Origin of the sequence: Klebsiella ornithinolytica (assembly GCF_030505655.1) — a bacterium.
Classification (GTDB): Bacteria; Pseudomonadota; Gammaproteobacteria; order Enterobacterales; family Enterobacteriaceae; genus Klebsiella; species Klebsiella ornithinolytica.
The window spans coordinates 5,212,829-5,231,804 of the sequence record NZ_CP130153.1 but is presented as its reverse complement, the minus strand read 5'-3'; the positions used below and the strand labels follow the sequence as shown (position 1 = coordinate 5,231,804).

16 protein-coding genes and 1 riboswitch are annotated in these 18,976 nt (G+C 56.0%); of the genes, 9 read left to right on the top strand and 7 right to left on the bottom strand.

Annotated elements, in window-relative coordinates:
* Window positions 1-11 precede the first annotated feature (11 nt).
* Window positions 12-1,361: a lysine-sensitive aspartokinase 3 gene (lysC, locus tag Q1L34_RS24745; RefSeq protein WP_004856417.1), complete on the bottom strand. Its 1,350-nt coding sequence runs from the start codon at window positions 1,359-1,361 to the stop codon at window positions 12-14.
* Between the two features lie 173 nt (window positions 1,362-1,534).
* A riboswitch (Lysine riboswitch) is annotated at window positions 1,535-1,767 on the bottom strand.
* A 349-nt stretch (window positions 1,768-2,116) separates the two neighbouring features.
* Here lysC and pgi point away from each other — a divergent pair.
* Entirely contained in the window at window positions 2,117-3,766 is a 1,650-nt protein-coding gene (gene pgi, locus Q1L34_RS24740) for a glucose-6-phosphate isomerase (RefSeq protein ID WP_004856418.1), read from the top strand.
* A gap of 189 nt (window positions 3,767-3,955) precedes the next feature.
* Here pgi and Q1L34_RS24735 read toward each other — a convergent pair whose 3' ends face one another.
* Window positions 3,956-4,411, bottom strand: coding sequence for an acyltransferase (locus Q1L34_RS24735; RefSeq protein ID WP_032718538.1), 456 nt, complete (start codon window positions 4,409-4,411; stop codon window positions 3,956-3,958).
* An 8-nt stretch (window positions 4,412-4,419) separates the two neighbouring features.
* Window positions 4,420-4,929 (bottom strand): GNAT family N-acetyltransferase, encoded by a 510-nt coding sequence (locus Q1L34_RS24730; RefSeq protein WP_015585371.1) that lies wholly within the window; start codon window positions 4,927-4,929, stop codon window positions 4,420-4,422.
* 146 nt (window positions 4,930-5,075) lie between these two features.
* Between Q1L34_RS24730 and psiE the strand changes: the two genes are divergently transcribed.
* Window positions 5,076-5,486 (top strand): phosphate-starvation-inducible protein PsiE, encoded by a 411-nt coding sequence (psiE, locus tag Q1L34_RS24725; protein ID WP_004856423.1) that lies wholly within the window; start codon window positions 5,076-5,078, stop codon window positions 5,484-5,486.
* Between the two features lie 195 nt (window positions 5,487-5,681).
* Here psiE and malG read toward each other — a convergent pair whose 3' ends face one another.
* The 3 genes from malG to malE form a co-directional block, all read right to left on the bottom strand.
* Complete coding sequence (gene malG, locus Q1L34_RS24720) at window positions 5,682-6,572, bottom strand: maltose ABC transporter permease MalG (protein ID WP_015585370.1); 891 nt, start codon at window positions 6,570-6,572, stop codon at window positions 5,682-5,684.
* Window positions 6,573-6,728: 156 nt separating this feature from the next.
* Window positions 6,729-8,273 carry a maltose ABC transporter permease MalF gene (gene malF / locus Q1L34_RS24715; protein ID WP_004856427.1) on the bottom strand — a complete coding sequence of 515 codons (1,545 nt, stop codon included), beginning with the start codon at window positions 8,271-8,273 and terminating at the stop codon, window positions 6,729-6,731.
* Window positions 8,274-8,391: 118 nt separating this feature from the next.
* Window positions 8,392-9,582 (bottom strand): maltose/maltodextrin ABC transporter substrate-binding protein MalE, encoded by a 1,191-nt coding sequence (gene malE / locus Q1L34_RS24710; protein ID WP_015585369.1) that lies wholly within the window; start codon window positions 9,580-9,582, stop codon window positions 8,392-8,394.
* 369 nt (window positions 9,583-9,951) lie between these two features.
* On the opposite strand from malE, the gene malK reads away from it, so the two are divergent.
* The 5 genes from malK to ubiA all read left to right on the top strand — a co-directional run bounded on the left by malK (window position 9,952) and on the right by ubiA (window position 15,099).
* Entirely contained in the window at window positions 9,952-11,061 is a 1,110-nt protein-coding gene (gene malK, locus Q1L34_RS24705) for a maltose/maltodextrin ABC transporter ATP-binding protein MalK (protein WP_004856431.1), read from the top strand.
* A 100-nt stretch (window positions 11,062-11,161) separates the two neighbouring features.
* Window positions 11,162-12,472 (top strand): maltoporin, encoded by a 1,311-nt coding sequence (locus Q1L34_RS24700; RefSeq protein WP_004856433.1) that lies wholly within the window; start codon window positions 11,162-11,164, stop codon window positions 12,470-12,472.
* Window positions 12,473-12,579: 107 nt separating this feature from the next.
* Window positions 12,580-13,530 (top strand): maltose operon protein MalM, encoded by a 951-nt coding sequence (malM, locus tag Q1L34_RS24695; RefSeq protein WP_015585368.1) that lies wholly within the window; start codon window positions 12,580-12,582, stop codon window positions 13,528-13,530.
* 189 nt (window positions 13,531-13,719) lie between these two features.
* The gene (gene ubiC / locus Q1L34_RS24690; protein ID WP_004856438.1) at window positions 13,720-14,217 is read left to right on the top strand and encodes a chorismate lyase; all 498 of its coding nucleotides are present in this window, start codon (window positions 13,720-13,722) and stop codon (window positions 14,215-14,217) included.
* A gap of 12 nt (window positions 14,218-14,229) precedes the next feature.
* Window positions 14,230-15,099, top strand: a complete 870-nt coding sequence (gene ubiA, locus Q1L34_RS24685) for a 4-hydroxybenzoate octaprenyltransferase (RefSeq protein WP_004856440.1) — start codon at window positions 14,230-14,232, stop codon at window positions 15,097-15,099.
* 67 nt (window positions 15,100-15,166) lie between these two features.
* Here ubiA and plsB read toward each other — a convergent pair whose 3' ends face one another.
* The gene (plsB, locus tag Q1L34_RS24680; protein WP_004856443.1) at window positions 15,167-17,590 is read right to left on the bottom strand and encodes a glycerol-3-phosphate 1-O-acyltransferase PlsB; all 2,424 of its coding nucleotides are present in this window, start codon (window positions 17,588-17,590) and stop codon (window positions 15,167-15,169) included.
* A gap of 129 nt (window positions 17,591-17,719) precedes the next feature.
* Here plsB and Q1L34_RS24675 point away from each other — a divergent pair, with 129 nt between their 5' ends.
* Together Q1L34_RS24675 and lexA are read left to right on the top strand one after the other, a co-directional pair.
* Window positions 17,720-18,088: a diacylglycerol kinase gene (locus tag Q1L34_RS24675; protein WP_004856446.1), complete on the top strand. Its 369-nt coding sequence runs from the start codon at window positions 17,720-17,722 to the stop codon at window positions 18,086-18,088.
* A 220-nt stretch (window positions 18,089-18,308) separates the two neighbouring features.
* Entirely contained in the window at window positions 18,309-18,917 is a 609-nt protein-coding gene (lexA, locus tag Q1L34_RS24670; RefSeq protein WP_004856448.1) for a transcriptional repressor LexA, read from the top strand.
* Window positions 18,918-18,976: the final 59 nt, after the last annotated feature.

Sequence of the window (18,976 nt, the reverse complement as noted above, 5' to 3'; positions counted from 1 at the left end):
GTGAAGAAATATTATTCAAACAAATTATGATGCAATTTCTGCACGACTTTCTCGGCATCCGCCCCAGGCACCAGGAAGCAGAGGTTATGGCTGGATGCGCCGTAGCAAATCATACGAATATTGAACGGCTCCAGGACACCGAAAACTTCTTTGCCCACGCCACAGGCGCGCGACAACTCGTTACCGATTAACGCCACCAGCGCCAGATCCTGCTCCACTTCTACGCGGCACAGGGAGGAGAGTTCGGTCAGCAGCGCCTGCGTCAGCAGAGTATCGGTGGCGGAGGTTGAACCGGTGGTATCCATAGTCAACGCGATGCTGACTTCGGACGTGGTGATCAGATCCACGGAAATATTGTGGCGCGCGAGGATCCCGAATACTTCCGCCAGGAAGCCGCGAGAGTGCAGCATATTCAGGCTATGCAGCGTCAGCAGCGTCTGGCGGCGGCGCAGGGCCAGCGCGCGGAACAGCGGCGGATTTTCGGTTTTATTACACACCAGCGTTCCGCCGGCGGTGGGTTCTTTGCTGGATCCCACGAACACCGGAATATCGCTACGCACGGCGGGCAGCAGGGTGGCCGGATGAAGCACTTTGGCACCAAAGGTGGCCATTTCTGCCGCTTCGGCAAATGCGATGACATCAATGCGTTTTGCCGCCGGCGCGACGCGCGGGTCGGTGGTGTAGATACCCGGGACATCGGTCCAGATATCGACACGGCTGGCGTTCAGCGCTTCGCCCAGCAGAGCGGCGGTATAGTCGCTGCCGCCGCGGCCCAGCGTTGTGGTACGGCCTTTGGCTTCGCTGCCGATAAAGCCCTGAGTGACCACCAGACCTTCAGCCAGCCGCGGAGTCAGCTGCAGCTGCGTCAGCTCGGCGAGTGCGGCAATGTCTGGCTCGGCGCGGCCGAAGCGATCGTTGGTGCGCATAATCTTACGTACATCGAACCACTGTGACGCAATACCGCGCTCGCGGAGAATTTCGACAAACAGCAGGGTGGACATCAGTTCGCCATGGCTGACCAGCTCGTCGGTCAGCGCAGCGGAACTTGCCAGCGCAGCGGCTTCTGCCAGGGTGGTGATATTTTCCAGCAGACGCTCGATCTCTTCGCGAATCACGTTGGGATAGCGCAGACGCTCCAGGATATTGAATTGAATCTGGCGCAGCGATTCGAGCTTTTCAAAACGCTCAGCGGGTTCCAGCCCTTCAGCCAAAGCAACCAGAAGATTGGTCACACCCGCAGAGGCCGATAACACCACGACGCGCGTGTTCTCATCAAGTCGCGCAACATCAACGCTGCGATTCATGGCATCGAAATCGGCAACGCTGGTGCCGCCGAATTTGGCTACAACTAAATCTGTCATAACAACCTCGTGTCAGGGGGGCCTGACTTATTAAAACGATTCCTGAGTGGGGCTGGGCTGGACACCAACTTACAGTAATAAAATGTCTTAATAAGCCAGGCCAAATTATTCAGCCATGGCACAAGGGAAGAGCGAAAAACAGGGTGGGCGCAGAGCAATAAACAGCTACGATGTCACCCAGAAGTGCTCCACCTTGTAGACCCGCTCCCCAACGCCTTGCGTCAGTTCCTGGGTATGAAACGCCCGACTGCGAACGTTTCTGGTGACAACCCAGGGGATTCAGCCCCTGTGGCCGGTGATGTGCGTACCAGACGCTTTATCACCTCGGCGTTGCTCCCCCTCACGTATTTTCGCCGGACTGGTTCCTCCAATACGGTTACCTGGGCAACGCACCTCTTCTGGCAATTACCGACGTCTTTCACTTTGCCTGGGGGCGCTGGTGATGATCCCCCTGCAATACCCTTTCGCTGTAGCGTGAAATGCGCGAGCAATACAAACCTGCATAAATGCAGGCAGTGCAGTTATATAAAGGCTTCGGAGTAGGTATGTCAACGTTGCGGTTATGCGGATTTTTCATGCGGGGGTGATTAACAGAAAAAAGCCTTATGATGGCTATACTAGTAGAGGCTTTTTGCCCCGAACTGACCCTATTCCTGACACGTGTCATAGGCATAACATAAAAATCATCACAATTTTTTGCCGCCGGCGCTACAATCGACCGCAGTCACAATTCTCAAATCAGAAGAGTATTGCTAATGAAAAACATCAACCCAACGCAGACCTCTGCCTGGCAGGCATTACAGAAACACTTTGATGAAATGAAAGATGTCACTATCAGCGAGCTTTTCGCGCAAGATAGCGACCGTTTTTCTAAGTTTTCCGCAACGTTCGACGATCTGATGCTGGTGGATTTCTCCAAAAACCGCATCACTGAAGAGACGCTGACCAAACTGCAGGATCTGGCGAAAGAGACCGATCTGGCAGGGGCGATCAAGTCCATGTTCTCCGGTGAGAAGATCAACCGCACTGAAGATCGCGCTGTTCTGCACGTTGCTCTGCGCAACCGTAGCAATACCCCGATTATTGTTGATGGCAAAGATGTGATGCCGGAAGTGAATGCTGTTCTCGAAAAGATGAAGCATTTCTCTGAAGCGATCATCTCCGGCAGCTGGAAAGGCTATACCGGTAAAGCGATTACCGATGTAGTGAATATCGGTATCGGTGGCTCTGACCTCGGCCCGTTCATGGTGACCGAAGCGCTGCGCCCGTATAAAAACCATCTCAATATGCACTTTGTATCTAACGTCGATGGCACCCACATCGCCGAAGTGCTGAAAACGGTGAACCCGGAAACCACCCTGTTCCTGGTTGCGTCGAAAACCTTCACCACCCAGGAAACCATGACTAACGCCCACAGCGCGCGCGACTGGTTCCTGGCGACCGCGGGCGATGAGAAGCACGTGGCGAAACACTTCGCCGCACTCTCCACCAATGGCAAAGCGGTGGGCGAGTTCGGGATTGATACTGCCAATATGTTTGAGTTCTGGGACTGGGTTGGCGGCCGTTACTCCCTGTGGTCAGCCATCGGCCTGTCCATTATCCTGTCCGTGGGCTTCGACAACTTTGTTGAGCTGCTCTCCGGCGCGCATGCGATGGACAAACACTTCTCCACCGCCGCGCCAGAAAAAAACCTGCCGGTGCTGCTGGCGCTGATCGGCATCTGGTACAACAACTTCTTCGGTGCTGAAACCGAAGCCATTCTGCCGTACGACCAGTACATGCACCGCTTCCCGGCGTATTTCCAGCAGGGCAACATGGAATCTAACGGCAAATACGTTGACCGTAACGGCAACGCCGTAGATTACCAGACCGGCCCGATCATCTGGGGTGAGCCGGGCACCAACGGTCAGCACGCGTTCTATCAGCTGATTCACCAGGGGACCAAAATGGTACCGTGCGATTTTATCGCCCCGGCCATTACCCATAACCCGCTCTCCGATCACCATCCGAAGCTGCTGTCTAACTTCTTTGCGCAGACCGAAGCGCTGGCGTTCGGTAAATCCCGTGAAGTGGTTGAGCAGGAGTATCGTGACCAGGGTAAAGATCCGGCAACCCTGGATCACGTGGTGCCGTTCAAAGTGTTCGAAGGCAACCGCCCGACCAACTCCATCCTGCTGCGTGAAATCACCCCGTTCAGCCTCGGCGCGCTGATTGCCCTGTATGAACATAAGATCTTCACCCAGGGCGCGATCCTCAACATCTTCACCTTCGACCAGTGGGGCGTTGAGTTAGGTAAACAGCTGGCAAACCGCATTCTGCCAGAGCTGAAAGATGGCGAAGAAATCAGCAGCCACGACAGCTCGACGAACGGCCTGATTAACCGTTACAAAGCCTGGCGCGCATAAGGCGCCGGTGCCTGAATACCGGTCAGGGCGATCGGTATTCAGGCTATGTGCTTTCTGCATTCACCCGGCGGCGCGTTGCTTGCGCGGGCCGACGACTGTGTTTTGTAGGCCGTGCAAGGCGTCAGCCGCCGCCCAGCAGACGTCCAGCGAACCGATCTCAATGCCGACCTTCCGGGGCGGCATTTTTGTTTATAGCCGCCGCAGCAGTTTCGCCGGGTTACCCGCCCAGACGCCTTTTTCTGTTATCGATTTCGTGACCACGCTCCCGGCGCCAATCACCGCGCCATCGCAGATGCTGACCGCCAGAATGGCCGCGCCGCTGCCGATAGAAACATCGTTGCCAAGCGTAATTCGCCCCCAGTTTTCCCGGTTGGCATCGGGGCGGCCCTCGCGAAACATATCGTTGGCAAACATCACGCCGTGGCCGATAAAGCAACGCTCGCCGATCGTGACATACTCGCAGATAAAGGTATGGGACTGGATTTTACTGTCGGCACCGATGCGCGTATTGCCCTGAATTTCGACGAATGGCCCGACAAAGACGTTATCGCCAAGCGTGCAGTCATAGAGATTGGCAGGTTGATAAATCACCACGTTCTCGCCGCTGGTGACGTTGCGGATGCCGGTTTCACGAAGAGTGTGCATAGCGCCTCTCAGATAGGTTTGGCCAGAATATGTAGCGTGCTCGTCTGGGTTGCGGAGCGGAATACGCTGTCTTTCACATATTGCATACCTGAACGCTCATAAAAACGCCTGGCGCCGGGGTTGCTGGCGAGGACTTCCAGCCACAGCCAGTCGTCACCCGCCGCCTTTGCCCGCGCTTCAACGGCGCTAAAAATCTGCTCACCGTAGCCATGCCCTGTTTCAGTCGGCAGTAAATAGAGCTTATGCAGTAACGTGCCGCGCGGACCATCGGACGCTATCGGCTGATGGCAGCTGTATTTCGCGAAGCCGACAGGATGCCGGGCTTCGGCAATCAGCCAGCAGCTGCGCTCATCGGCGAGGCTGCGGTGAAGGGCGGGCAGGGAGTACTCCTGCTGGAGGAAGTGCGCCAGCTCGCTGGCGCTGTGCCAGAGGTGGGCGAAGTGGTGGCGATAGCTGGCGTTCCCCATTTCACTCAGCAGGGGAGCGTCTTCCCGGTGCGCCGTACGTATTGTCAGCATTGCTGTATCCTTTTTAACCCGCCAGTCTGGCAAGTGATTGTTACATTTGACGCAACAGACGCAAAAAGTTAACGAATAATATCGATCTGGATCACGTTTTTGCGTTATACAGATCGGCAGGAATAACGAATATAAGAGGTACGCATATGCCGTCGGTCTATCGTCCGTTGGTCAATTTTGTGGCGACCGCCATGCAGGCAGTTTTGAATCTGGCGCTGCTGTGTCTGGGGGTCATCCTGGTGGTTTTTCTGGGGAAAGAGACGTTCCATCTGGCGCATGTCCTGTTTACTCCGGAGCCGGTGAGTAAGTACAAGCTGGTCGAAGGGCTGGTGGTTTATTTTCTCTATTTCGAGTTTATCGCGCTGATTGTGAAGTACTTTGAGTCGGGCTTTCACTTTCCGCTGCGCTATTTTGTCTATATCGGCATTACGGCGATTGTGCGTCTGATTATTGTCGATCACGAATCGCCGATGGCGGTGCTTATCTATTCGGCAGCGATCCTGATTCTGGTGATTACGCTGTGGCTGTGTAACTCCAACCGCCTGAAACGTGAATAAAAAAAAGCGGCCTCCAGAGGCCGCTGACCAACAGTCACAAAACTTAATTTATGTAGGGTCCAGTTGAGGATAGCAGTGGCATTTGCCTTACTTTTTCAGCTGAGGGCGGTAGTTGCCGTACCCGGTTGGGGTTCGTGTACAGCAACTAAGTCACCGTCCCTCCTCTGAAATTTGGGGCGGGTATAACGATGAAACTTAACCTTTCACCCCGCCTGCCGTCAGGCCGTTAACCAGCCAGCGCTGGGCCAGCAGGAAGACAACCGTAATCGGAATGGCGGAGAGCACCGCCGCAGCGGCAAAGTCACCCCACAGGTAGTTCTGCGGGTTGAGATACTGTTGCATACCTACGGCCAGGGTATAGCTGTTCACATCGCGCAGCAGCAGCGAGGCTACCGGGACTTCGGTAATCGCAGCAATGAACGACAGAATAAATACGACGGCCAGAATCGGTACCGACAGCGGCAACAGGACCAGACGGAAGGCCTGCCACGGCGTCGCGCCATCCAGCGCCGCCGCTTCTTCCAGCGAGCCGTCGATGGTTTCGAAGTAGCCCTTAATCGTCCAGACGTGCAGCGCGATGCCGCCCATATAGGCGAAGATGACGCCGCCGTGGGTGTTCAGGCCGACGAACGGTAAATACTGGCCGAGGCGGTCAAACAAGGCGTATAGCGCCACCAGCGACAGCACCGCCGGGAACATCTGGAAAATCAGCATCCCTTTCAGCAGGGTCGCTTTGCCCGGGAAGCGCATACGGGCAAAGGCGTAGGCGCAGGTCGTGGACAGCGCCACGATACCGATGGCGGTGATCCCGGCCACTTTCACCGAGTTCCACAACCATAGCAGAACCGGGAAAGGTGGCGGGGTGACGCGGCCGTCAGCGTGTTCGACGCTGAAGCCCAGCGCCAGCCGCCAGTGCTCCCAGGAGATTTGGTCCGGGATCAGGCTGCCGGTGGCGAAGTTACCCTCGCGCAGAGAGATAGCAATAACCATCAGCAGCGGGAACATAATCGCCGCGATGAAAACCAGCAGCAGGAGGTGCGTGGTGAGCAGACGCAGCTTCTGAGATTTGGGTTGTACCATAGCCATAATATTTTTATTCCCCTTGATACCGCTCCAGGCTATCTCACTTGCCATTTTGAACCCGGGCAGTGCTCATCATCCTCACGTACTACGTGTACGCTCCGGTTCTTGCGCGCTGGCCGGGCCCAAACTGGCTGCGTCAATGACGCCTGGTTATTCCAGTTAGTCGAATTTCATTCGTGTGGCTTTCAGGTTAACAATCGCCAGTACGCCCACCAGCAGGAAGATCAGGGTGGCAATCGCTGCCGCCAGACCGAAGTCCTGACCGCCGCCGCCTTCGAAGGCGATACGGTAGGTGTAGCTGACCAGCAGGTCGGTATAACCGGCCGGCGTGGTGGTGCCGAGACGGTCCGGACCACCGTTGGTTAACAGCTGAATCAACACGAAGTTGTTAAAGTTAAAGGCGAAGCTGGCGATCATCAGCGGCGTCAGCGGCTTAATCAGCAGCGGCAGCGTAATCTTAAAGAAGTTCTGGAACGGACCGGCGCCGTCCATTGCCGATGCTTCGTACAGGTCGTCAGGAATCGCTTTCAGCAGGCCCATGCACAGAATCATCATGTACGGGTAGCCCAGCCAGGTGTTGACGATGACGATCATCGAACGCGCGGTGGTCGGGTCGCTGAACCAGGCCGGTTTGATGCCGAACAGCGCGCTGAGCATCATGTTGATTTCACCAAAGCTCTGGTTGAACAGCCCTTTGAAAATCAGAATCGAGATAAACGACGGTACGGCGTAAGGCAGAATCAGCAGAACACGGTAAATCGCTTTACCTTTCAAGGATTCCCACTGTACGAGGCAGGCGAGGATCATGCCCACGGCCACGGTCAGAATCACGGTCAGGACTGAGAAGACCACCGTCCAGACGAAGATAGCGAAGAACGGTTTCTGAATCCCTTCGTCGGTAAAGACGCGGGTGAAGTTATCCCAGCCGATCCCGACGGTGTAGCCCGGGCTCAGCTTCTCAGCGCCCCAGCTACCGTCGGCGTTGATGGACTGGTAGAAACCGACGTCATTGTTCGGACGATATTTTACGCCGCTCTGGTTGTTGGCCAGCGTGCCATCATTGGCCAGCGTATACAGCGGCTGGGTACCGGAGAACTGGCGCAGTGAGCTCATGATCACTTTGCTGTCGTCAGGCAGGATGGCGGTCAGCTGGTTCAGCGCGGTGCGGTTTTGGGTGATGATCCGCAGGTTTGCGCGTTCACCTTCCGGCAGCGCTTCAGCTTCTTTTAAGGCCAGTTTCTGCTCGCCGCCGAGTTTAAAGGCATCGGAGACGTAATTTTTGCCGCTGTCGCCATCGGTCAGCGCCAGTTTCCACTCATCTCCCGCCGGGAACAGCGAGAAGTTGTAGGATTTACCGGCCTGGAACGAGCGATCCATCAGCACTTCCTGAGCGCGCTCAAAGGTTAGCTGGTTGGTGCTGCTGTAGTTGGTGAAGGCGATGGCGATGGTACAGACCAGCGGGAACAGGACGAACAGCCCCATCCCGGCGAGCCCCGGGTAGACATAGCGCCAGGCATAGGCCTTGCGGTTGGTAAAGATATACAGGCCAGCTGAGCTTAAAATCAGCGTCAGGATGGCAAACAGGTACTCCCCCTGGGCGTACATCAAAACGACAAGGTAACCCACCAGCAGGCACAGCAAGCCAATCACAGACCATGTCAGCTGCGGGCTTTGCCACCAGTGTTTCTTTTTAACGACATCCATGGGGATCATCCTCTACAGCGGTGAAAACTTATTTGTCAGGCCGCGCTTATGCTCGCCTGACCTACGGCCCAGGCCGTAGTTGTAAGGCGGGTAAGCGTAAGCGCCACCCGCCATTTTCTTATTTAGTGATACGAGACTGTGCGTCTTTCAGCGCGGCATCGACGGTCTGACGACCGCTAGCTGCGTTGATAACCGCGGTACGTACGGCATACCAGAAGGCGGACATCTGCGGGATGTTCGGCATAATTTCGCCTTTCTGGGCGTTCGCCATGGTTGCAGCGATACGCGGATCTTTCTCCAGTTTTTCCTGGAAGGATTTCAGCGCAACGGCGCCCAGCGGTTTGTCCTTGTTCACTTCGTCCAGACCCTGGTCGGTCAGCAGATAGTTTTCGAGGAACTCTTTCGCCAGTTCTTTGTTCGGGCTGGCGGCGTTGATACCGGCGCTCAGTACGCCGACAAACGGTTTAGACGCTTTGCCTTTGAAGGTTGGCAGCAGCGCGACGCCATAGTTGACCTTGCTCTTATCGATATTCGACCATGCCCACGGACCGTTGATGGTCATCGCGGTTTCGCCTTTGTTGAAGGCGGCTTCAGCGATGGAGTAATCGGTATCGGCATTCATGTGTTTATTCTTGATGAGGTCAACCAGGAAGGTCAGACCGGCTTTCGCGCCAGCGCTGTCCACGCCTACGTTTTTGACGTCATACTTGCCGTTTTCAAATTTGAACGCATATCCGCCGTCAGCGGCAATCAGCGGCCAGGTGAAGTACGGTTCTTGCAGGTTGAACATCAGCGCGCTCTTACCTTTCGCTTTCAGTTCTTTATCCAGCGCCGGGATCTCTTCCCAGGTTTTCGGCGGATTCGGGACCAGGTCTTTGTTGTAAATCAGCGACAGCGCTTCAACCGCGATAGGGTAGGCGATCAGTTTGCCGTTATAGCGTACGGCGTCCCAGGTAAACGGATAGAGTTTGTCCTGGAAAGCTTTGTCCGGGGAGATTTCAGCCAGCAGGCCAGATTGCGCATAGCCACCGAAACGGTCATGAGCCCAGAAGATGATGTCCGGGCCGTCGCCAGTCGCCGCGACCTGCGGGAATTTCTCTTCCAGCTTATCCGGGTGTTCGATGGAAACTTTAATGCCGGTATCTTTTTCAAACTTCTTACCCACTTCGGCGAGACCGTTATAGCCTTTGTCGCCGTTAATCCAGATAACCAGCTTACCTTCTTCAATTTTGGCGAGGGCAGAGGCGGAAAACATCATCGTGGTCAATGCAGACAACGCGAGGATGCGAGCGCCGGTTTTGATTTTCATATACCAGTCCTTTTTGGTGATGTGCTCGTGGATACACTTAGGTGGCTTAACGGTGATGAGTTTCCTTTTTTAACAACCCCTTTCCATCCTCCCTATGTCTACGCCCCACCCGTGGTTTGTGTGATCTGCATTGCAGAAATGCCCGTATTGGGGTCTGGAGCACATAAAAACGGGGCCATTTTTGCTACTTGCATCACGAAAATGGCTTTGCCACGCCATCCCCCGCAGCGAGGGGCAATCTCTCATCCTCCCGTCTCCTCCCCCATAAAAAAGGCGGGGGTGGAGGATTCACCAGGTGAATGAATGCCGCATAGTCAGCCCATCTTGAATGTGTCTTTTAGTGACAGGTTGTAACGAAGGGAGATGGGGATGGCGAGCGTACAGCTGCGAAATATAACGAAAGCCTGGGGTGACGTGGTGGTGTCGAAAGATATCAATCTCGACATCCAGGAAGGGGAGTTCGTGGTGTTTGTCGGGCCATCGGGCTGCGGCAAATCAACCCTGCTGCGTATGATTGCCGGGCTGGAAACCATAACCAGTGGTGATTTATTTATTGGTGATGCGCGAATGAACGATATCCCTCCTGCCGAACGCGGTATCGGGATGGTGTTCCAGTCGTATGCGCTTTACCCTCATCTTTCCGTTGCGGAAAACATGTCCTTCGGCCTCAAGCTGGCCGGTGCTAAAAAAGAGTTAATTAACCAGCGCGTCACCCAGGTAGCGGAAGTGCTGCAGCTGGCGCATTTGCTGGAGCGTAAGCCGAAGGCATTATCCGGTGGACAGCGTCAGCGTGTGGCGATTGGCCGTACCCTGGTTGCTGAACCCCGCGTGTTCCTGCTCGACGAACCACTTTCTAACCTCGACGCCGCGCTGCGTGTGCAGATGCGTATCGAAATCTCCCGTCTGCATAAGCGCCTTGGGCGCACGATGATCTACGTTACCCACGATCAGGTCGAAGCGATGACGCTGGCCGACAAAATTGTGGTGCTGGACGCCGGCCGCGTGGCGCAGGTCGGGAAACCGCTGGAACTGTATCACTACCCGGCCGATCGCTTTGTTGCGGGCTTTATTGGTTCGCCAAAGATGAACTTCCTGCCGGTAAAAGTCACCGCAACCGCCATTGAGCAGGTTCAGGTCGAACTGCCGAACCGCCAGCACGTCTGGCTGCCGGTGGACAGCGCCCGCGTTCAGGTTGGCGCCAACATGTCCTTAGGTATCCGTCCGGAACACCTGCTGCCCAGCGATATCGCCGACGTCACCCTTGAAGGGGTCGTTCAGGTGGTTGAGCAGCTTGGTCACGAAACACAAATTCATATCCAGATCCCCGCCATCCGTCAAAACCTGGTTTACCGCCAGAACGACGTGGTGTTGGTAGAAGAGGGAGCCACATTCGCTATCGGTTTGCCACCAGAGCGCTGCCATTTATTCCGTGAGGATGGTACGGCGTGTCGTCGGTTGCATAAAGAGCCGGGCGTGTAAGGCTTCCCATTAAAAAAAAACACGAACCCCATAGGGCGCTGCAACCAGGCATAACGACGGGCGAAGTGTTCAAAGAAAAGCAATGATCTCAGGAGATAGAATGATGATTACTCTGCGCAAACTTCCACTGGCGGTCGCCGTCGCGGCAGGCGTTATGTCTGCTCAGGCGCTGGCCGTTGATTTCCACGGTTATGCTCGTTCCGGTATCGGCTGGACCGGTAGCGGCGGTGAACAACAGTGCTTCCAGGCAACCGGTGCTCAAAGTAAATACCGTCTTGGTAACGAATGTGAAACCTATGCGGAATTAAAACTGGGCCAGGAAGTATGGAAAGAAGGTGATAAGAGCTTCTACTTCGATACTAACGTTGCCTACTCCGTATCGCAGCAAAATGACTGGGAATCCACCAGCCCGGCATTCCGTGAAGCCAACGTGCAGGGTAAAAACCTGATCGACTGGCTGCCAGGCTCCACCATCTGGGCCGGTAAGCGCTTCTACCAGCGTCATGACGTCCACATGATCGACTTCTACTACTGGGATATCTCCGGTCCTGGTGCGGGTCTTGAAAACATCGATGTTGGCTTCGGTAAACTCTCTCTGGCGGCGACCCGTTCTTCTGAATCCGGCGGCTCTGCGACCTTCGCCGATCGTGATGCGCTGGGTAACCGCGTATATGACAACATCGTTCCGAACGACGTCTTCGACGTGCGTTTAGCACAGATGGAAATCAACCCGGGCGGTACTCTGGAGCTGGGTGTTGACTACGGTCATACCAACGTTCCGGATAATTACTACCTGCAGCCAGACGCGTCTAAAGATGGCTGGATGTTCACCGCTGAACACACCCAGAGCATCCTGAAAGGCTACAACAAGTTTGTTCTGCAGTACGCCACCGACGCGATGACCTCTAACGGTAAAGGCGTTCCGCAGGGCGGCAGCATCAACAACGACGGTTCCATGTGGCGCGTGCTTGACCACGGTGCAGTCTCTCTGGCTGACGATTGGGACATGATGTACGTGGCGATGTACCAGGATATCAACCTCGACAACAACAACGGCACCAAATGGTGGACCGTCGGCGTACGTCCTATGTACAAATGGACGCCGATCATGAGCACCCTGCTGGAAGTCGGCTACGACAACGTGAAGTCGCAGAAAACTGGCGACAGCAACAACCAGTACAAAATTACCCTGGCGCAACAGTGGCAGGCGGGCGACAGCATCTGGTCCCGTCCGGCAATTCGTCTGTTCGCAACCTACGCCAAGTGGGATGAGAAATGGGGCTACGCGAACGGTGATTCCGGTGCGGGCTACACCTCCGGCGTGGCGTACAACGACACTTCTGCGAAGACCTTCAGCCGTGGCGATAGCGACGAGTGGACCTTCGGTGCCCAGATGGAAATCTGGTGGTAATCCAACCTGACGTGTGATGACCAAAAGAGGGGCGCAAGCCCCTCTATCTTCGGCTCAGCGGGCTATTGCCTGGCTACCGCTTGGCCATCGGAATTGAGGTGATAACAATGAAAATGAAGAAAAGTCTCGTTGCCCTCTGCCTGTCCGCCGGCCTGCTGGCCAGCGTACCCGCAGTCAGTTTTGCTGATGTGAATTTTGTGCCGCAGAATACCTCTGCCGCACCGACCATCCCTGCTTCCGCGTTACAACAGCTAACCTGGACGCCGGTCGACCAATCGAAAACGCAAACCACGAAGTTAGCGACGGCAGGCCAGTCGCTGAACATCCCCGGCATCGTCGGCCCCGTGGCGGCCTACAGCGTCCCGGCAAATATCGGTGAGCTGACCCTGACTCTGACCAGTGAAGTCAATAAGCAAACCAGCGTTTATGCGCCAAATGTGCTGATTCTTGACCAGAATATGACGCCATCGGCGTTTTTCCCAAGCAGCTACTTCACCTATCTGGAGCCGGGCGTGATGAGCTCGGATCGCCTGGAAGGGGTGATGCGCCTGACGCCGGCTTTAGGTCAGCAAAAAATCTATGTGCTGGTCTTTACTACCCCGCAGGATTTGCAGCAGACCACCAAATTAATCGATCCGGCGAAGGCCTACGCCAAAGGTACCGGTAATGCGGTGCCGGATATTCCGGATCCGATCGCCAAACATACCACCGAAGGTACCCTGGGTCTGAAGGTGAAAACCTCTTCCGGTTCCAGCGTGCTGGTTGGGCCGCTGTTTGGCTCCTCCGGTCCAGGGCCAGTGACCGTCGGCAATACGGCGGCACCGGTCTACAACGCGCCAGCCGCCGCGCCGGTTGTTGCTCCAGTTGCGGCGCCAGCGCCGGCTGCGAAGAGCGAACCGATGCTTGACGATACGGAAACCTACTTTAACAACGGCATCAAACAGGCGGTTGCGAAAGGTGATATCGATAAAGCCCTCAAATTGATGAACGAAGCCGAACGCCTCGGTTCGAAATCTGCTCGTTCCACCTTTATCAGCAGTGTAAAAGGCAAGGGGTGATCGTCTCCCCACAATGCTGATGTTTAGGCACAGCCTTTAGGTGCGTCCGCCTGGACGCACCTTTTTTTATCGCGTGGCGGCTGCTGTTGCATGGCTGTTACGCCGATGATCGTATCTTGACGCTTTGCCCGCCCTGACTGGCTTATTCTGCGATACAATGCTGCTACGTTATGTAACGGAGAACCAGGCATGTCACATCCTGCGCTTACGCAACTGCGTGCGCTGCGCTATTTTGCCGCGATACCCCCGCTGGAACCGCACCTGCGCGACTGGCTGTTGCTGGAAGACTCAATGACTCAACGCTTTGAGCAACAAGGGAAAAAGGTCAGTGTTAATCGAGTCAACGAAGGTTTCGTCGGCCGGGAAGCGCTGGTGGGTGAAGAGGCGTTGCTGCCGGATGAAGCGCGTTACTGGCTGCGGGAAATCATCCTTTGCGCCAATGGTGAACCCTGGCTCGCTGGCCGAACGGTGGTGCCTGAGTCGACGCTGTGCGGCCCGGAGCTGGCTCTGCAGCAGCTGGGGCAGACGCCGCTGGGGCGTTATTTGTTCACGTCATCCACATTAACCCGCGATTTTATTGAAATTGGGCGCACGGCAGAGCTGTGGGGGCGTCGTTCTCGCCTTCGGCTGAGCGGCAAACCGCTGCTGCTGACAGAACTTTTTCTGCCTGCGTCGCCGCTGTATTAAGAGGAAAAGAAAATGGAGAGGAGTCTGGCGCAGAATAAGCTGTTGGCGTTTCATCGCCTGATGCGTACTGACAAACCCATTGGCGCGCTGCTGCTGCTGTGGCCGACGCTGTGGGCACTGTGGGTGGCGACGCCGGGGATTCCACCGCTGTGGATTCTGGCCGTTTTTGTCGCCGGTGTCTGGCTGATGCGCGCCGCCGGCTGCGTGGTGAATGATTACGCCGACCGAAAGTTTGACGGCCATGTCAAACGCACCGCCCGCCGTCCGTTACCCAGCGGCGATGTCTCGGAGAAAGAGGCCCGGATTCTGTTTGCCGTGCTGGTTTTGCTTTCGTTCCTGCTGGTGCTGACCTTAAACACCATGACTATCCTGCTTTCGGTTGCCGGGCTGGCGCTGGCGTGGGTGTATCCGTTTATGAAGCGCTACACTCATCTGCCGCAGGTGGTGCTGGGCGCAGCGTTCGGCTGGTCGATTCCGATGGCCTTCTCGGCGGTGAGCGAAGCGTTGCCGCTGAGCTGCTGGCTGATGTTCCTCGCGAATATTCTGTGGGCGGTGGCTTACGATACCCAGTACGCGATGGTCGACAGGGACGATGACGTCAAAATTGGGATTAAATCAACGGCGATCTTGTTCGGCGAACATGACCGTACCATTATCGGTATGTTGCAGATTGGGGTGCTGATACTATTGGCTGCCATCGGCTGGCTGAACGGGCTGCACTGGGAATATTACTGGTCGCTGTTTATCGCCGCAGGGCTGTTTTTCTGGCAGCAGAAGCTGATTTTCCGGCGCGAACGGGACGACTGCTTTAAAGCGTTTTTAAATAATAACTACGTTGGACTGGTGGTGTTTCTCGGTCTGGCAATGAGCTATCTGCAGTAGTCTCTTCCTTCCCCCGGCGTGCGGCGCGAACGCCATGGCCGGGGGAGAGGAAGGCCCGCCTCAGCCGTTACGCTTCATCCTGCGTGACGCTTTCAATCGTCAAGCGCACATCCGACGTAATCAGATCGGCCAGCATCTGGTAGACCTTCAGCGTCTCTGCCGGCTCAGCATCGCCGGTATCGCTGATATAGCCCTCATCGCGCAGCGTCAGCACTAACGTACTGAATACCGCTTTATCGAAGAACTCCGGCGCGTTGATACCGTGCAGCACCGACAGACGCTGCGCCACCGTGCGGCTCTCTTTCTCCAGCGAACTGCGGTTGATAGACGGGTTCGCGCTCAGCAGCCAGAAGGTAATGGCGTAGCGCTGGAGCGTTTCACGCGCGCCTGCGGCCAGCAGCTGCAAGGAACGGGAGTGGGATGGATTGATGCTGATGGCATCATCGCTCAGGACAATCAGTCCCTGACGCTGCATTTCCGCCGCCAGGGCATCGATGACGCCAGCCAGCTCTGCTTTTTCCCAGCGCAGGAACAGCTCGGCCTTCAGCAGCGGATAGAACATCTCAACGTGACGCAGCACTTCCGCGCGGGTGATACGACGATGCTGGGTAATGATCGCCGCCAGCAGCGACGGCAGCATCAACATATGGGCGATGTTGTTGCGATAGTAGGTCATCAGCACCGCCTGCTCGCGCGGCAGAATGATGATATCGCCGATGGTATCTTTCTCGACCTCGAACTTATTCATCTTCAGCGCGTGGTCAATTAGCTCGCTGGCGGAGGCCGCCGGCGTGGTCGCATCCGGGGAGTACGGTACGTTGCGCAGCAGATCGAGGTAGCACTCCAGCTGTTGCGTCAGCTGTTCGCGGGTCAACGAGCGTTGACGAGAGGCCAGCAGCGCGGTGCAGCACAGGTTCATGGCGTTGGCCGCGCCGGCGTTGTTGATGCGCACCATCAGATCGGAAGCAATGTTGTTGACCGTCGGTGTCAGCCACGATGGGCGCACCGCTTCGATCGGATCGATTGACTCACGCCATTCCGGAACATGCTGGTTCAGGTAAGTCATCAGCGGCAGTGGTTCGCCAAAGTTAACATAGCCCTGACCGAGGTTACGCAGCTTGCTCAGGCCGCGCAGCATCTGCGGCAGACTCTCTTTTTCTTTCGTCGCACCGCGCAGCTCTTTGGCGTAGGTGCCCACTTCCATCACGTGCTCGTAACCGATGTAGATAGGCACCAGCGTGATCGGTCGGGTCCCGCCGCGCAGCATGGCCTGGATGGTCATCGACAGGGTGCCGGTTTTCGGATCCAGCAGACGGCCGGTACGCGAGCGGCCCCCTTCAACGAAGTACTCCACGGAGTAACCCCGGCTGAACAACTCGCCGAGATATTCGCGGAACACCGTGGAATAGAGCTTATTGCCCTTAAAGGTACGGCGAATAAAGAATGCGCCACCGCGGCGGAAAATGGGGCCTGCTGGCCAGAAGTTCAGGTTGATACCGGCGGCAATATGCGGCGGCACTAGCCCCTGGTGATACAGCACGTAGGAGAGCAGCAGATAGTCCATATGGCTACGATGGCACGGTACGTACACAATTTCGTGCCCTTCATGGGCCAGCTGACGTACGCGCTCGGCGTTGTGGACGTTGATCCCCTGATAGAGACGGTTCCAGGTAAAGCCGAGAACGCGGTCGGTCAGGCGAATCATCTCATAAGAGAAATTCGCGGCGATCTCTTCCATCAGCGCGATGGCGTTTTGCTGCGCCTTCTCATGGGAAATTTTCTTGCTGCGCGCTTCATCTTCCACCGCGCGGGCGATGGCTTTGGAGGCCAGCAGCTTATTGAACAGATCCTGACGTGCCGGCAGACGTGGGCCGACGGCGGCCAGACGTTGGCGGGCGAAGTGCATACGCGCGACGCGGGCCAGCTTCTGGGCGATAATTTTATCGGTGCCGTGTTCGGTGGCCATTCTGCGCAGAGAAACCGGCGGCGAGAAACGGACAAAGCTGTCGCGGCCCAGCCACAGAACGGCGAAGAACTTCTGAATGCCATTCAGCATGCGCAGCGGCGGGTTTACTTCGCCTTTTTCGCGCCCTGGCGCACGACCAAACATCACCGAGACTGGCACCATTTGCACGTCCAGGTCAGGATGGTTGCGGTGCAGATCCAGGTAGTCGTGGAACAGCTTAATCGACTCTTCTTTCGGCGCGTAGTAGGTAAAGACGCGCGGGCCACCGTGGATAAATACGTAGCGCGGCAGCAGCGCGCCATCGATTTCCAGCGGTTCAAGCGGATCGGGTAAATCGTGCTCCAGGCACTGGGCGCGCAGGGTCAGCAGGTCCGCCTTGGAATTATAAGGCAGGACGTACATGATCGGACGCGAGGTATCCAGCCCTAATTCCTGAGCAGGTTCTGCGGGAATAGACTTGCTTTTTACCAGCACCCGTAATGGTAAATTCAGTAATTTATAGTAAATTCGTTGCCAGCCGGACATAAACGATGTGAAGCCTCTGGTTAATCATGCAAATGCGCGGCAAGAATAACAGAAAGCGCGCAAAATTTCCGTTGCCACGCGGCAAACGCGTACACTCATTGACGTCATTTACATAAAAAGGTTCTTTTGATGGCCAATAATACCACTGGGTTAACCCGAATCATTAAAGCGGCAGGTTATTCCTGGAAAGGGTTCCGTGCGGCATGGATAAATGAGGCCGCATTTCGTCAAGAAGGCATCGCCGCCATTGTTGCTGTCGCGATCGCCTGCTGGCTGGACGTTGACGCCATCACGCGTGTGCTGCTGATAGGCTCGGTCCTGATAGTGATGATAGTCGAAATTCTTAATAGCGCGATTGAGGCGGTGGTGGACCGTATTGGCCCGGAACATCATGAGCTGTCCGGTCGGGCGAAAGATATGGGTTCTGCGGCGGTGCTGCTGGCCATTGTGATCGCGCTGATCACCTGGGGCCTCTTGCTGTGGGCCCGCTATCACTGAGTGACCACTTTGTGAGATGCCCCCGCCTGGCGATGTCCTCCCGGCGATCGGCCGGCCCCCGATGGGTTTTGCCCGGCTGGCGACAATCACCCCTGGCGCAATGGGCTATCGGGGACGCAAAATGGAAAGAATCTCCTGATTTTTGTGTGAAATTTGATTCCAAAATCACCGTTAGCTGTATATACTCACAGCATAACTGTATATACACCCAGGGGGCGGGATGAAAGCGTTAACGACCAGGCAGCAAGAGGTGTTTGATCTCATTCGGGATCACATCAGCCAGACGGGCATGCCGCCGACGCGTGCGGAAATTGCTCAGCGCTTGGGGTTCCGTTCCCCAAACGCGGCGGAAGAACACCTGAAAGCGCTGGCGCGTAAGGGCGCGATCGAGATTATCTCCGGCGCCTCCCGGGGGATTCGCCTGCTTACGGAAGAAGAACCGGGTTTACCGTTGATTGGCCGCGTGGCGGCCGGTGAGCCGCTGCTGGCTCAGCAGCATATCGAAGGCCACTTCCAGGTCGATCCGGCGATGTTCAAGCCGAACGCCGACTTTTTGCTGCGGGTAAGCGGCATGTCAATGAAAGATATCGGTATTCTCGATGGCGATCTGCTGGCGGTCCATAAAACTCAGGATGTACGCAACGGCCAGGTTGTCGTGGCGCGTATTGACGAAGAGGTCACCGTTAAGCGTCTTAAAAAACAGGGCAATATCGTCGAACTTCTGCCAGAAAACAGCGAGTTTTCCCCTATCGTGGTGAATCTACGCGAACAAAATTTCACTATCGAAGGGCTGGCCGTTGGCGTGATTCGCAACGGCGAGTGGCTGTAACACCTTCCCCACGCAGCATCGTCTGATGCATGATGCTGCGCTGTCTCCTCCCGGTCAGG

Excerpts from the sequence above, each read along its gene's own strand:
- Q1L34_RS24675 (WP_004856446.1), top strand. The coding sequence starts at position 17,720 with ATGGCCAATAATACCACTGGGTTAACCCGAATCATTAAAGCGGCAGGT.
- Q1L34_RS24700 (WP_004856433.1), top strand. The coding sequence starts at position 11,162 with ATGATGATTACTCTGCGCAAACTTCCACTGGCGGTCGCCGTCGCGGCA.
- psiE (WP_004856423.1), top strand. The coding sequence starts at position 5,076 with ATGCCGTCGGTCTATCGTCCGTTGGTCAATTTTGTGGCGACCGCCATG.
- malF (WP_004856427.1), bottom strand. The coding sequence starts at position 8,273 with ATGGATGTCGTTAAAAAGAAACACTGGTGGCAAAGCCCGCAGCTGACA.
- malE (WP_015585369.1), bottom strand. The coding sequence starts at position 9,582 with ATGAAAATCAAAACCGGCGCTCGCATCCTCGCGTTGTCTGCATTGACC.
- malG (WP_015585370.1), bottom strand. The coding sequence starts at position 6,572 with ATGGCTATGGTACAACCCAAATCTCAGAAGCTGCGTCTGCTCACCACG.
- lysC (WP_004856417.1), bottom strand. The coding sequence starts at position 1,361 with ATGACAGATTTAGTTGTAGCCAAATTCGGCGGCACCAGCGTTGCCGAT.
- plsB (WP_004856443.1), bottom strand. The coding sequence starts at position 17,590 with ATGTCCGGCTGGCAACGAATTTACTATAAATTACTGAATTTACCATTA.
- ubiA (WP_004856440.1), top strand. The coding sequence starts at position 14,230 with ATGGAGAGGAGTCTGGCGCAGAATAAGCTGTTGGCGTTTCATCGCCTG.
- Q1L34_RS24730 (WP_015585371.1), bottom strand. The coding sequence starts at position 4,929 with ATGCTGACAATACGTACGGCGCACCGGGAAGACGCTCCCCTGCTGAGT.
- Q1L34_RS24735 (WP_032718538.1), bottom strand. The coding sequence starts at position 4,411 with ATGCACACTCTTCGTGAAACCGGCATCCGCAACGTCACCAGCGGCGAG.
- malM (WP_015585368.1), top strand. The coding sequence starts at position 12,580 with ATGAAAATGAAGAAAAGTCTCGTTGCCCTCTGCCTGTCCGCCGGCCTG.
- malK (WP_004856431.1), top strand. The coding sequence starts at position 9,952 with ATGGCGAGCGTACAGCTGCGAAATATAACGAAAGCCTGGGGTGACGTG.
- pgi (WP_004856418.1), top strand. The coding sequence starts at position 2,117 with ATGAAAAACATCAACCCAACGCAGACCTCTGCCTGGCAGGCATTACAG.
- ubiC (WP_004856438.1), top strand. The coding sequence starts at position 13,720 with ATGTCACATCCTGCGCTTACGCAACTGCGTGCGCTGCGCTATTTTGCC.
- lexA (WP_004856448.1), top strand. The coding sequence starts at position 18,309 with ATGAAAGCGTTAACGACCAGGCAGCAAGAGGTGTTTGATCTCATTCGG.